This window comes from Streptomyces sp. NPDC005728 (assembly GCF_040630895.1).
GTDB lineage: Bacteria > Actinomycetota > Actinomycetes > Streptomycetales > Streptomycetaceae > Streptomyces.
Genome location: NZ_JBEXYL010000154.1, coordinates 1 through 13843, shown reverse-complemented (window position 1 = coordinate 13843; position 13843 = coordinate 1). Strand labels below are relative to the sequence as shown.

Annotated in this window: 9 protein-coding genes and 2 pseudogenes; 7 read left to right on the top strand and 4 right to left on the bottom strand. The window is 67.7% G+C overall.

All coding sequences use genetic code 11. The features are described 5' to 3' along the window. The first annotated feature begins 192 nt into the window (after positions 1-192). Positions 193-543 carry a hypothetical protein gene (locus tag ABZ471_RS44670; RefSeq protein WP_359074896.1) on the top strand — a complete coding sequence of 117 codons (351 nt, stop codon included), beginning with the start codon at positions 193-195 and terminating at the stop codon, positions 541-543. A 65-nt stretch (positions 544-608) separates the two neighbouring features. On the opposite strand, the gene ABZ471_RS44665 is transcribed toward ABZ471_RS44670, so the two are convergent. Continuing rightward, positions 609-2123, bottom strand: a complete 1515-nt coding sequence (locus tag ABZ471_RS44665; RefSeq protein WP_359074895.1) for a hypothetical protein — start codon at positions 2121-2123, stop codon at positions 609-611. A gap of 713 nt (positions 2124-2836) precedes the next feature. Then, positions 2837-3577, bottom strand: coding sequence for a YcnI family protein (locus ABZ471_RS44660; protein WP_359074894.1), 741 nt, complete (start codon positions 3575-3577; stop codon positions 2837-2839). A 507-nt stretch (positions 3578-4084) separates the two neighbouring features. On the opposite strand from ABZ471_RS44660, the pseudogene ABZ471_RS44655 reads away from it, so the two are divergent. Further along, a pseudogene (locus tag ABZ471_RS44655) lies at positions 4085-4225 on the top strand (ABC transporter permease); the annotation flags it as partial. A gap of 220 nt (positions 4226-4445) precedes the next feature. Here ABZ471_RS44655 and ABZ471_RS44650 read toward each other — a convergent pair. After that, positions 4446-4946, bottom strand: a complete 501-nt coding sequence (locus ABZ471_RS44650) for a WhiB family transcriptional regulator (RefSeq protein WP_359074893.1) — start codon at positions 4944-4946, stop codon at positions 4446-4448. Positions 4947-6907: 1961 nt separating this feature from the next. On the opposite strand from ABZ471_RS44650, the gene ABZ471_RS44645 reads away from it, so the two are divergent. From ABZ471_RS44645 to ABZ471_RS44630, 4 genes and pseudogenes are all read left to right on the top strand, one after another. Continuing rightward, on the top strand, positions 6908-7168 hold the full coding sequence (locus ABZ471_RS44645) for a hypothetical protein (protein WP_359074892.1): 261 nt from the start codon (positions 6908-6910) through the stop codon (positions 7166-7168). 11 nt (positions 7169-7179) lie between these two features. Then, complete coding sequence (locus tag ABZ471_RS44640; protein WP_359074891.1) at positions 7180-7509, top strand: WhiB family transcriptional regulator; 330 nt, start codon at positions 7180-7182, stop codon at positions 7507-7509. Continuing rightward, a complete protein-coding gene (locus ABZ471_RS44635; protein WP_359074890.1) occupies positions 7506-8156 on the top strand; it encodes a hypothetical protein in 651 nt (216 codons plus the stop codon). Before ABZ471_RS44640 ends, ABZ471_RS44635 begins: the two co-directional genes overlap by 4 nt. A 146-nt stretch (positions 8157-8302) precedes the next feature. Then, positions 8303-9517, top strand: a pseudogene (locus ABZ471_RS44630) (IS256 family transposase). A 325-nt stretch (positions 9518-9842) separates the two neighbouring features. Here the strand turns inward: ABZ471_RS44630 and ABZ471_RS44625 are convergent. Further along, positions 9843-10904 (bottom strand): phospholipase domain-containing protein, encoded by a 1062-nt coding sequence (locus tag ABZ471_RS44625; RefSeq protein WP_359074889.1) that lies wholly within the window; start codon positions 10902-10904, stop codon positions 9843-9845. 509 nt (positions 10905-11413) lie between these two features. On the opposite strand from ABZ471_RS44625, the gene ABZ471_RS44620 reads away from it, so the two are divergent. After that, positions 11414-13687 carry an MMPL family transporter gene (locus ABZ471_RS44620; protein WP_359074888.1) on the top strand — a complete coding sequence of 758 codons (2274 nt, stop codon included), beginning with the start codon at positions 11414-11416 and terminating at the stop codon, positions 13685-13687. Positions 13688-13843: the final 156 nt, after the last annotated feature.

Below are 13843 nucleotides of genomic sequence, written 5' to 3'. Positions count from 1 at the left end.
GGTGGTCGTACTCGCGGGCGAGGCGCCCGCGAGTACGACCACCGGCCCGACAACGCGGCCTCCCGCGTCTACTGGGCCTCCACCGCCGGCATGCTCCGCCGTCTCACCACCCCTACCCCCACCTGGCGGGACGACGTGGAGCTGGCCGCGTGAACGTCCACGAACTCCTGCGGCTGCTGCAGGCCGAACACGATGAGACCGCCGCACGAGCCGACAGCCTGCGCGAGCAGATCGAGCGGCTCACCACCCCCCTCGCCGAAAGCCCGCCTGGCCGAGCTCGCCGCCACCCGCAAGGTCATCGACGGCCTCACCCCTCCCGACCACGCAACGGCCCCCGCGGAGACCGCCACCGCTTACCAGCGCATCGTGACCACGTTCAACGAGCACCCCGGGAAGGTGTTCCGCGTCCGCGATCTGCACGAGCACCTCGGCCTGCCCACCGACGACCCCTCGATCAACGTCACCCCCTCCCGCCTGGAACGACTCGTCCGCCAGGGACTCCTCGAACACCCCGGACGCGGCCGCTACCAGAAACGGACTTAACGCCCTCTGAGTTCCCGGACTGTCTCTGATCGAGCAGGCGGAAGCAGCGGGCTGCCGGGCGGTGTTCAGCGGATGCGGGGCGGGGTCATGCGCGCGTGGAGCAGGGTGCTGCGGGTGATTCCGGCGCCGTGTTTGTGTTCCTCGTTGAACAGTGCGGTCAGACCCTTGGGGGCCTTCCAGTGTTCGTGCAGATTGACGGTGGCGCCGAGGTCGTTCAGCAGCGCGTCGACGACGGCTGCCGCCTCGCTGGGCCGGTCGCCCCATCCGTCGCCCCACCACAGGTGTTCGGTCGGCGTGCAGGGTGCGGGGTGGACGTGCCCGTCGCTGGTGGTGATCCAGACGGTGTGGTGGAGCACAATCGAAGCGAGTTCCGCGCCGCTAGCCGGGAGGGACAGCGGGGCGTAGAAGCGCCACAGGGCTTTGCGGCCGTCGCTGGGGATGCGCAGCACAGGCATGTCGGTGAGCGGGTCGATGAAGAACGCCTCCGCCCTGTCGCTCTGGGCGAGGACGGCGTGGGCGGCGGTCGGGTCGCACATCGTGAGCCGCCTGGTCCAACTCTCGCTGATCGTGCCCGGCTGTACGGGGACTTCGGTGACTGCCCCAAAGGGCAGCAAGTCTGGCTCCCGGCCGACGGCGACCTCTAGCGCGGCGACCGCATCCGGGTGGCTGCTCAGGGCGAGCGTGTGCCAGCCGGCCTTGAGGGCCTGGCGGTCACCGTCGCACGGCAGAGGGTGACGGGTGGTGTCGGGCACGGCGGCGATGACGACGGGGGTCGGCATGTCGCCGTATCTCTCCTTGCCGAAGATCTCGTTGTCGTGATCGGTGTCGTCGATGCGGTTGTTGCGGATGCTGTTGGCCATGTCCGTCACGGCCCACCGTGAGGTGATGTCGAAGGTGCCGTTGCGCGCCGCTCGGCGAAGGATCTTCTCATTGGCGTTGGACGGTACCTCAACGACGGCGGCCGGGGCGCCGGGCTGCCACTGGCGGATCAACTGCGGCTGGCGCAGCACGTCGGGCCACCAGGGCAGGTCCTGGCCGGCAAGAGCGGCGACGTTGCCCCAGCCGGCTTCGTACTCGATGCCCGGGTGGGCGGTGTCGGCAGCGACCAGGGCCGGGCCGGTGATGCCCGTGTCCCCGTACAGGGCGCAGACGGTGACGGCGTCGTCCGGGCTCCCGCTGTCGGCGATGGCGGAGGCGACGTCCGTGGCGGTCCTGCGGTCGTCGTTGTATACGATGCGGATGGTGCCGAGGGTGGTGTGCCAGTCCAGCGCCGGTCCCCTCACCGTGTCCTTGTATCCGGCCCACCGGCCGGGTAACAGGTCATCAGGCAGCGGGCCCAGCAGCACCGCGCCTCGGTGGGCGAACTCCGGTGTTTCCGCTGCCCATTGGTAGACCTCGGTGCCGTCCCAGACCTCCACGGGCTCCTTCTTGTCGCTGAACGCCGCAAACGGGTTGTGAGGCTTCTCCGTCGACTCCGGAAACTTGTCGTACTTCCGTACCAGCCGCCACAGACCGAACGTGTTCACGCCCAGCAACTGCTGCACTTCCGCCCTGGACAGATAGCTGCTGCTCACGCCCATGCCGATGCTCCTCACCGTCCCGGAACCCATGATGGCCCCAGGCTCAGATCATGGGACGGACCGGCAGGGCGGCACGCCGGAAGTGCCACTCCCTGCCCGGTTCCCCACCCGCATTGACTGAGAAAGCGCCCTTGCCGAACCCGCCGGAGGGCTTGCTACCCAAGTACGCCGTGGTCTGCAGCACAGGTGGCAGCGGCACGGCGGCCTCCGCCACGGCTTCCCGGGCGACGGGTTCCCTCCGGGCCGACCCAGCCCGATCGAATCCACCGCGTGCGCCGGCAGCCGACACGCCGATTATCAACGCCCAAGCCTGCAACGGGGATTGCACCTGCCTGCCCGGATCCACTGCCTTGGCCGCCGCCCGCACGCGACCATGAACGTCCTCAACGGCCCCGCACAGACCGTCAGCGGCGATCCATGGGGCGGCGCTCCCCGCTCCTTTGCGCGCTGTCGACGGCCATTGTCGCCCGCGCCACCCGCACCGTCTCCGTCGGGACTGAGGCTAGCGGCTGCTCTCGTCCCAGAAACGCCGGGCAGAGTTGAGCCTGGCGGAGCTGGAAGCCTGCGCCGGCGAGAAAGACATGGCGGCCGTCGAGCGGGGAACCGAGTCAAGCCCCGTAGCGGCGGCCGTCACTTGGGTCCTTCGCCCGCCCCTGTATCGCGACGAAAGGCGCCTGCCCTGCCATCGGGTCTCCGCCGCCAGGGCAGGTGTGCTAGTCGGCCCGAGACCCGTTCGAACGGCCGCGCAGCAGGGCGAACACCGCCACGGCCAGCCCCAAGGCAGCGATGACCAGTGCGGCTACACCGAGGTCGCGGGCGGTAGAGTCACTGGCCGACGCAGTCGGCTTGGAGTTGCCGGAAGTCTTCGGGCTCGATGGCGAGGCGGGTGAGGTGCCGCTGTCTTCCTCAGGGGCTTTGGCGGTGAGCTTGAGAACGGGGGCTGGGTTCTCCGGCTCCTCGTCACCGGCTGGTTCCTCGATCCAGCGGACGACCTTGCCGTCCGAGTAGGTCTGCAGGGTCTTGAATGTCAACTGACCGGTGTTGTCGGGCAGCTGGCCGAAGGCGACGTCGAAGTCCTCGTACTGTCCGGCGCCGATCTTCCCGCCGGTGAAGGTGATCTGGGAGGCGGCTTCGGTGATGGTGCCGTCGTCGGTCTTGACGGGCGTCGTGAGCTTGGTGGTGGTGACCTTGGCGGTCCAGCCGTCCTGCGGGTGGACCAGGACGCCGAGGACGGGGTGGTCGGTGGGCAGGAAGACCTGCACTTTGGTGGTGGAGGCGTTGTCTTCCTCGTTGGGGACCCGGAAGGTGAGGACGCCGTCCGTGGCGCCCTTGGCGTAGCTCTCGGGGTGGACGGTGACGTGCGCGGAGGCGACGCCGGCTGCGGCGAGGAGTCCGGCGGCGGTCAGGGCGGCGACGACCGCGGCGCGGCGCAGGGGCGTGGGGGGGTTGGGCATGAGGTGATGGACTCCGTCCGGGAGGCAACGATGTCGGGGGGATGTAGATCGCGCACAGTATCCGTCTCGACGACCTGCGCTGGTGAACGGCACGCCTCAGCCGTACCTGCTGGGTCGATGCGTTGAGATGGTTCGTCCTTGCTTTTCAGCCGTTGGGTTTGGGGCTTGATGCGGAAGTGGCTGAGGCCCTTGTCCAGCAGGTGCTGGTGCATGGCCTGGCCGAACTCCTGACCGTTTGCCGGTCTGGACCTGTTCGACGACAGAGGGGGCCGGGGAACTGGATCGCGGTCCTCTGCTTGTTGCGTGGCAGGCGCGTAGCTCCCTCGGCCAGGTGCAGTTGTCGACGGCGGTATACGGGCAGTGGCGCCGCCGCATCACGATGGGGCGAAGCAATCAGGTGGGGTGCGAAACAGGCCGGGGCCTGCGGTATGTCTGCCACTCAGGGGAGTTCGGCGGTCTCGATTCCGGGGTGGACCGTGTGCAGCTCGGCAGGGTGGTCGGCTCTCCCAGGGCTTGCCCGTCGCAGTCCCCGCCTGGGCCATGGCCGCCAGCCTGACAGCCACCCTGGCCCTCGGGGCCCTTGCCGGCCTCTACCCAACCGTCCGCGCATCCTGCCTGCCACCCACCGAAGCACTGGCAGCGCCATGACCTGGTACGGACAGGGCAGCTCGCGCCAAGACGATGCCGAGCCGCGGATGACGAGTGGGTCCGCACGGCCCACCAGCGGCGTGCCCGTGCTGTCCGCCCTATGTCCTGGTCCCTCTGCTTGTTCTCCAGAGAGAGGGTTTAACGCAGACCGGGGCGGCCGGGTGCCGCGCCGGTAAATCCTGCTGACAGGGCAGGTGTCACCGGCGTCCCGGTCGGTCATCTACTGGATGTTGAGGACGGCGACGAGCCGCATGCGGTTGCATTCCTGCATCGTCGGCGGGTGTTGCTCCGATAGAGCGCGTTCCAGTTGGACGAGATAGGGCTCGGGGGCAGTCAGCGGTTTGTGCCGGGGGGATGCCGTGTGGTCGCGTCGCTTGCGTTCGGCCTCGGAGACGACACCCACCCAGTCCGGACCCATGTGGTCGATGAGCCGCTCGCGCAACACGCGGCGCTGGGCGGGAGTGGTGCCCCCCCATACACCTGCGACCGTCAACTCGGGGTTTGCCAGGGCCCACTTCAGGCAGCTGCGTACGACTGGGCAGGCGGCGCACATGAGCCGTGTTTTGCGGATGGCGTGCTGCCGGGCACCTTGGCCGGCTAGGCCTTCCAGGGCGAACAGCTTTGGCTCGGTCCGGCAGCGCAGAGTCTCTTCAGTGCGGGGAAAGGGGATCCGCACATCGGCGAAGATGCTCGGGAAGACGGGAACATCGGAACGGCTCACGGGCCTCCTCCAGATCCGGACGAAAAGAGAGACGAAAACGGGGCTGAAAACAACGTGAATCGGCTTCTAGCGCCCAGCCGGCGCATAGAACGCTCATTCCCCCCTGGTCCGACATATGGCGAGGCGTAGCTCGACTCCGCCCTGATCCTTCACAGTGAAGCCTCGCAAGGGGAACAACGCACATGCGTAAGTGGGATATCCACCTGCATTTTTTAACGCGGCGCAAAACCAAAGTAACAGCTACGCCAGCGACTTCGACGACATGCGCACGTCGCCTTGCGTACCGCTTCCAACGGACCATGACCGGCCAGGACTCGACCGCGTGACATTGCCCACGAGCCTGCTGTTGTGCACCTGGGCAGCTAACTGAACTTCAGTATTTGCCCGTTGGAGTTGGCACGCTTGGGGTGACTGGTCGGCGTTTCCATCTCATTCTCCTGGACGTGACTTTGACAGGTTCTGCAGCCTTCGGTCCTGAGCGGCAAGGGCATGCCATTGAACCGGTGGTATGAAAAGGGGGGCGTCGGGACCCGTGGAGAGCACCCGCGTATCCGCGCTCTGCTGAACCCTGCTCAGCCCGCGGTCGAATTTGCCCTGGACAGCGATGTAGAACGGAATGAAGCCACGGACTGTGGGGGCTGTCAAGGGCTGGATTCACCACGACGGCATGCACAGTCCGCTCCGAGTCTTTGCCTCGGATGCGGTGACCAGTGACGGCGGCTCACGATGCCGTGCGAGGACCGGCATGGCACAAGGGCACCTGTAGGCATGGAGCGGCCACCGACCCACCCACCCCCGCCTGGGTCCTTCCCGCTTTTTGACCACGGCTCGTCGGGACATCCCTGGGGTGACATCTGCGGCGTCGTACCACCGGAGTGGTATGCGAGGTGACGCCTACAGCCGGATGCGGCCGAGGGCCGGCGCTTGGGATGCTGGTGAAACGCGCTCAAGGGGAGGTCCAGTGCCGATGTATGGGTGGTACACGGCAGGGGAGCCCCGGGTGCGCTCGCGGCAGCAGGTGCGCAAAGCGGTGCCTGCGCTGGTTTCGGCGGCGACAACGCCGACGCTCACCGGACCAGCGCCGGCCGCGTCCTGACTGCGGCACCACTGCTGGGCCCCGGACAAGCGCCGTCCGGGGCCCAGCGACCCATGGGGCTGGCCGCCGGCTCCTGATCCAACTCCTTCTTCAACTCCCATGACCGAGGTACTGTGCCAGGCCGTGTTCGCCACGGTCACCGGGCATCTCCCTGAACCCGGCTGGTGTCGAGGGCGCAAGACCCGCCGAGGCGCTGCCTCAGCAGGCAGCCTGAGCCAGGAATCTCCTCCTTCAGGGAGAAGAGCAGTCAACGCCTTTCGGTGTGGCCTCCTCCTCCCCCGGATCGTGCCAGGCCTCGTCGCCCCCAGAAGCCGTTGTCCGGCTGTGGGGCCATCCGGTTCCTAGGCTGTCGGCACACCCTCAGCCCGGTCAGGGCCTCGATCCACGAGAGCGGGCTCGCCGGAGACCCGTGCGAGGCGACGCCATTGCAGGCACCGGCTGCGATGGCCGCCGGATTCGTGAGCCTGGGCAACATCGCCGTGCCGTGGCCGTCACTGCTGACGCGGGGCCCGTCCGACCCGGGAGCAAGCCAAGAGGCCCAGCCGTGGGGCAGCAGCCGCACGGCCCGGCTGCGGGCCTGTAGCAGCAGGCACCCAGTCGCCGTAACGCTGTGCAATGAATTGGATGCAGAAGGTGCAAGCGCGCCCCCTGCAGCCCGCGGCAGGGCTCTTGTGTCGTGCGGCGGTAGTGGACCCCTCTGTACCACTGCGGTGGTACATCCCCTATCCGTACACCCGGGGTGGTGGCTGAAGTGCCCTCCGCCGGGAGACGCGATCCCGGTCCTTGTCACGAGAGCCTGGCGTAAGCACAGAATTCCACAAAATCGGAGTACATACTCCCAGCTCAGAGACCCCAAGGAAACACCATGTGCACCTGGATCGTGACCATGCCCATCCAAACGCTCGGCGGCGCCCGCGGACACCAGCACTACGTCGTCGAAGGCACGGATGTCGACAACGCGCTGGAGGAGGCCCTGCGGGAGGCCGAAAGCCGTGTGGCCTGCGCCCACCGACGCGAAGCCCTGATCAACGTCCAGGACGCCATCATCGCCCTGGCCCAGATGGATTCCCTCCAACCGGATGTCACGGACCTCTGGCACTCCCCATACGGTCACCCCTCGCACTGAAGGAAACCCAGATGGACACCACACCCGTCCGTGCCCGGGGACACGCCACAGCCGCTGATCTCAAGAAGCACCTCGCCCCCTTCCCCCGCTTCAGTGGCGCCGAGCCATGTCAGGACGCCGACTACCACCCGAACCTGTGGAGCAGCGGTAACTCCACCGACCGGGCAACCGCCCAGCTGGCCTGCCTGAGCGGCTGCCCCACCCGCGAGCAGTGTCTGGCCTGGGCGATCGATCACCCTGCAGAAGCCGGTGACAGCATCTGGGCGGGCACTACAAGAAACCGCCGACAGACGCTGCGCCGAGAGTTTTCCGCCACAGCCACCAGGAAGGAGCCGACATGAGCCCCTCGGACACAGCCGTGCTCATGCTCAAGAGCGGCCACCACCCCGGGGACATCCAACGCGCGACAGGCCTGAGTACGGGACAGCTCGCCGCACTCGCCGAAATGCAGGGCCTGTCCCAGACCGCGACCCGCTCCGGAAGCACGCTCGCGAGCATCGACTCGGCGCTCATCCGTGGCCTGGCCGCGCTGGTACGAGCCGAACAGAACGCAAACCAACGACGCGTCCATCGACATACCCTCCGCGTTCGTGAGCTGCTCGGTGAACTGGTCGACCACGAGAGCCGCGTGGTGGACGAGAACCGCATCCGTGCCGAGATCGCCGGCATCAACAAGAAACTCTCGGCGCTGCAGTCGAAGCTCAGCCGCCTCGGACCAGGCAGCACCTTGCTCGTCCGAGCCTGGGCCCAGGACCAGGGCTTTGCGGTCAGCACGTTCGGTGTGCTGTCCACCAAGGTCATCGACGCCTACGAGGAGCACACCCGGATGGCCACCCAGACCGAGCAGGCCCTCGCAATCACCGCGGCCCGTCTCCAGCGTGAGATCGCCAGCCTGAAGCGCAGCCGGACACTCGCGCGCAAGCGGCTGGAGAACTTGACCACCCTGTCCACCGCCGTGGTGCAGTCCTCGGAGGAGGAACCGGGCTGAGCGTGTCTGAAAGATCGTGTAAGTCCGTGACATGACAGCCTGGCTGGGGGCTCGGCCTCGGGCCCGTGGTCAGGCGGATCGGACGAGTCATGGCGGAGAAGACAGAACCGGCCGCTGCGGCGACTGGGGACGCGATGGTTGACTAGGTGGTCGAGCGACTGCTCGACAAGGCTGATGCCTCAGGGGCGGCCCTGCTCGGCGAGGGCGGGCTGCTGACGGAGATCACCAAGGCCGTGCTGGAACGGGCCCTGGAAGCCGAGATGAGCGAACACCTCGGCTATGAACGCGGCGATCGGGCAGGCCACGGGTCGGGAAACTCCCGCAACGGCACCTCGCCCAAGACGGTCCTGACCGATGCTGGCACGGTCACGCTGGCGGTGCCCCGGGACCGCAACGGAGACTTCGAACCGCGTCTGGTCCCCAAGAACGCCCGTCGCCTGGCCGGGTTCAACGACCGGATCCTGTCCCTGTACGCCCGCGGCATGAGCGTCCGCGACATCCGCTCCCACCTCGCCCAGATCTACGGGGTCGAGGTCAGTCCCGACCTGATCAGCAAGGTCACCGACGCCATTGTCGACGAGCTGGTGGCCTGGCAGAGCAGGCCCCTCGATGCCATCTGGCCGATCATCTACATCGACGCGTTGTGGGTGAAGATCCGGTCGGGCTCGGTGACCTCGAAACCGGTCTACCTGGCCGTCGGCGTCGACATGGGCGGCCGCAAGGACGTCCTGGGCTTGTGGGTCGGAGCCGAGGGCGAAGGCGCCACCACCTGGATGTCCGTCCTGGCCGAGCTGCGCAATCGCGGCATCGAGGACGTGTGCATCGTCGTGTGTGACGGATTGAAGGGCCTGCCGGACGCGGTCACAGCGACCTGACCCAAAGCCACGGTCCAGACCTGCGTGATCCACTTGACCCGGGCCTCGCTCAGGCTGTCGTCCGTGCGGGACCACCCCAAGCTGGTCCCGGCTCTCAAAGCCATCTACACAGCGCCAACCGAACAAGCCGCCGAGCAGGCCCTCGACGTGTTCGCGGCCTCTGAGCTGGGCGAACGCTACCCGGCGATCGTCCGCACCTGGCGGTCGGCCTGGCCGGAGTTCACTCCCTACTTGGCGTTCCCGCCGACCATAAGGATGGTGGTCTACTCCACGAACATGGTCGAATCGATGAACGCCCGGCTCCGCAAGGCGACCCGCAACCGCGGCCACTTCCCTTCGGAACAAGCCGCATTGAAGGTGCTCTACCTCGCGGTCCGCGAGCAGATCAACCCCAAAGCGCGCGACGCGAACCACGTCGCCGCACACTGGAAAGAGGCACTGAACCAGTTCTCACTGTTCTTCGAGGACCGGCTCAGCATCCAATGAAACCAACCGACTTACACAAGATCGCTGACACGTCCACCGGGCTCGGCCGAGGAGTAGGGCTTGGACGGGCCCGTGGAAGGCGAGCCGCCCGCGCACGTCGTTCGCGCGTTTGGAGGACGACCGGGTCCAGAACACGGCAGGTCAAAGGCCTGCCTCGTCGGCCCAGTGCGGCACGTCATGCCCCTCGTGGTGCGCAGGCCATGCGGGTCCTCGAGGTTCATCACACGTGCGTGACTGCTGGAATCAGCCGTTGCCAAGGCTGAGCTGCGGTGGCGGTGCCGGGCACCGCCGATGTGCTCAGCAGAGAGGGTGCGCGGGGCGCGCATCACCTCTTCGAGGTCTTGGTCAACCCTGGGCAAGGGGCCCTGCGGTAGCTGGAGTGCTGCCCTGGGACTCTGCGGATCGGCTCAACCGGTGATGCCGGGGGCACCTGTTTCGATGTGGCCGACAAAACGCTGGGACCACGCGCTGTCGTTGCTGACGGTGATGGTGATGGTGATGGTGATGGTGAAGTCGTACCCGGTGTCGGCGTAGAGGACCTGGTTGAAGTAGTAGCTGCCCCTGCTGTGGGCGGGACAGTGACGGTCTCCTGGATGCTGCGGTACTGGTCGGACTTGAGGGTGAAGGTGACCGCGGCGTCGTTGTCGTTGTAGAGGTCGAACCAGATGGCCAGAGCACCGTGACCGCCGTCGGCGAAGTAGCTTCTGACCCGGGCGCCCCGGCCGGTGGCGGTGGAGGCATTGCCTTTGAACTGGCGCAGGAAGCGGTTCGGTCCGATGACGGTGAAGTCGTACTTGCCGCTGCCGAAGCCGGATCCGATGTTGAAGTAGTCGCTGGTGCTGCCGCCCGCGTCGACGGTGTACTGCCAGGGCGGATCCCTCCGGTAGGCGTTGAGGTAGAAGGAGAAGTGGGCAGCGCGGGAGACCTGGGCACCCGTGTTCTCGAAGTTGAAATAGGCCTTGCTGGTGCTCCCGGACACGGTGTAGTGATCGAGGTAGACGTTGGGCTGGTAGGGCAGTGCCCTGGCCGGCCGTGTTCCCGCCTCCTGCGCAGGCATGGACGTCGCACTCGGGGCATTGGAGCCGCCGGTGACTCTGCACACGGGACAGGTGGCCACCGTTTGGCCGGCGGGCGCGGGGTCGGGCAGGGCAGTCAGGCCGTAGACCGGGGTGTCGAAGTCGAAGGCGGAGGTGAGGTCGCCGCAGACCCGACGACGCCATGGGCTGATGAGCGAGCAGGGCACCCCGGTCCACCGCTCGAGAAATTGCAGGACCGAGGTGTGGTCGAACACCTCGGAGTCGACCCATCTGCCGCGGGTCCAGGGCGACACGATGTCGTTCTTCTTGAGCGCGGCCCCCGACCAGGGGGAGGGCAAAGCCCCGGGCACGGGACGGGGGTGTGTCAGCCCACCGGCTTCAGGTCATGCGAGTGTCCTCAACACCCCATGAACAGATGATATTTCGTTGTTTGCCTCAAAAGTTTTTACACCGCGGTGCTTTGTGGTGGCGGATGGACTGAGTTGTTTCTCGGCGGCGGACGTAGTGGGGCCGTGTGGGCTGCTCAAGCCGCCCAGGCCGGTCTTTCGACGAACCGACACTCACCGGAGGTCAGGCAACGTTGAGCCATAAGAGGGCCAAGGCGGGCGCGTCCCTGCAAACCGCGCGTTGGAGCGTCGCCGACGGCGGCGCTCGGCCGAGCCGGCCGAGCGCCGCGAGCGACGTCCCGGATCCCGTGGGGTGGTCCGGCGGCCCGGGGTATTTGCGCCGGGCCGTAGGGGCCGTCCCGATCGGGGAGAATCGCGCGGAACCGACAAGGAGCAGCTACGTTCCACGCCGCGTCACGTCCCCGGTCGCAGGCCGGTCCCGGCCCCGCCGGACGGCCGGTCCGCGCCATGCTGTGTCGACGCTGGCCCGCCTCGGTGCGCTGATCGCCCGGCACAGGTGGGGCGTCCTGGCCGCCGCGTTCGTCGCCGTCGCCCTCGCGCTGCCCTTTGGTGCCGACGTGGAGAGCCGCCTGTCCCAGGGCGGTCTCAGCCCTCCACGCTCCGAATCGGCCGTCGCCGATGCCATCCTCACCCGACAGTTCGCCGCGGGACCACCAAACCTCGTCTTCGTCGTCACCGCGCAGAAGCGGGGCACGGTCGATGACGCACGGGTAGCCGATCAGGGCCTGCGGCTGACCCGAGAACTGACCGCCGAACGCGGTGTCGAGGAGGCCGGATCGTACTGGTCGCTCGGTCGGTACGCACGGCTGCGCTCGTCCGACGGCCGTTCGGCACTGGTACTGGTGCGGCTGTCCGGAAACGAGGACGCGGCACGCAAAAGCGCAGCCCGCATCGTCCCGCGCACCGTCGGCCGAGGGGAGGGAGTGTCGGTCAGGGCCACCGGCACTACGGAGGTGCTTCGGGAGATCGACGAGCGCAGCCAGGAGGACCTGTCCCGCGCCGAGCTTCTCGCCGCACCACTGATCCTGCTCGTCCTCCTGCTCGTCTTCCGCGGGCTGGTGGCGGCGCTGCTGCCGTTGCTGGTCGGCGCGATGGCCGTGGTGGGCACGCTGGCGATGCTGCGCGTGCTGAACATGTACGTGCCGGTTTCGGTATTCAGCGTCAACATCACCACAGCGCTCGGCATCGGACTGGCCGTCGACTACAGCCTGTTCATGATCACCCGATATCGCGAAGAACTGGCCACAGGCGCCGAGGTACCCGCAGCCGTCGCTGAGACCGTACGCACCGCCGGCCGCACTGTGCTGTTCTCCGCCGTGACGGTCTCTCTGTCACTGTCGGGCATGCTGCTCTTCCCGATGTTCCACTTGCGCTCCTTCGCCTACGCCGGGATCGCCGTGGTCCTGTTGGCGGCGCTCGGCGCGGTGGTGCTGCTGCCGGCCCTGCTGGCTCTGCTCGGGCACCGCGTGGAGGGCATCGGAGCACGGCGGCGCAGGCCATCACAGCGACGGGGACACCCGCAGCGACACGGACACCGGGCCGCGCACGCGAGGCAGCCCCCCGCGGACCCGCGGCGAGCCGGCGCGGACGGCAGTCCCCGGCGCGGGTTCTGGTACGGGCTGGCGACAACCGTGATGAGACGGCCCCTCCTGCTGTCCGTCCCGATCGTCGCGCTGTTGCTCACTGCCGGGTCTCCAGTCATGCGACTCGACCTGGGACTGAGCGGCGACCAGGTCCTGCCCACGTCCTCGTCGGCACAGCAGGCGGCCCAGCTGTTGCGTACCCGGTTCGGCCCCGGCGCGGGCTCACCTGTCACCATCGTCCTGCCGGCGCTCAAAGCCAGCAGCGTGCGCCACGACATAGACTTGTACGCCGCGAGACTGGCGCTGCTACCAGGAGTGGACCATGTGGACGCGGCGACGGGCACGTACCGCAACGGACGTCGCATAGCCCCAGCCGGACCGGTCTCGCCACGGATCGCGAACGGCGACGGCACCTGGCTCCAGGTGCAATCCGCCGCTGGACCGTACTCCTCGCAGGGCGCTGCCCTTGTTCAGTCCATCCGGCGTGTGCCCGCACCAGGGCAGGCCTTCGTCGGCGGAGACGCCGCCCAACTGGTCGACATCAAGACAGCCCTGCGCGACCGGACGCCATACGCGCTGGGCGTCGTCGCCCTCTCCACCGCGCTGCTGCTCTTCTTGTTCACCGGCGGGGTGCTGCTGCCGCTCAAGGCACTCGTACTGAACACACTGAGTCTGTCGGCTACTTTCGGTGCGCTGGTGTATGTGTTCCAGGAAGGCCATCTGCGGCGCCTGCTGGGCAACTTCGTCGTCACCGGGCAGATCGACTTCGACCTGCCGGTGCTCATGTTCTGCGTCGCCTTCGGCCTGTCCATGGACTACGAGGTGTTCATGCTCGCGCGCATCAAGGAGGAATACGACCGCACTGGCGATAACATCGCCGCGGCGGCCCGGGGACTGCAGGCCACAGGCGGACTCGTCACCGCCGCCGCTCTCCTGTTCGCCGTCGTCATGGCCGCCTTCGCCACTTCGGGGCTGACCCCGTTGAAGGTGCTCGGCACCGGGATGGCGCTGGCCGTGCTCATGGACGCCACCCTCGTACGGGGAGTGCTGGTCCCGGCCTTCATGCGGCTGGCCGGGCACGCCAACTGGTGGGCGCCGAGGCCGCTGGCCCGGCTGCACCGGTTCATCGGACTGACCGGATGACGGCCCTGCCAAGGCGGGGCGAAGGACGATCCGTGCCCAGATGAACGGACGGGAGTACCCGTGCGTACCTGCGCGTATTCACCTGTGCGGGCTGAGCGTCCGGTCATCGGCCGGCCGGTATCTCGAGGGCCCCTGTATCCGTGTCGGCCGCTGTCG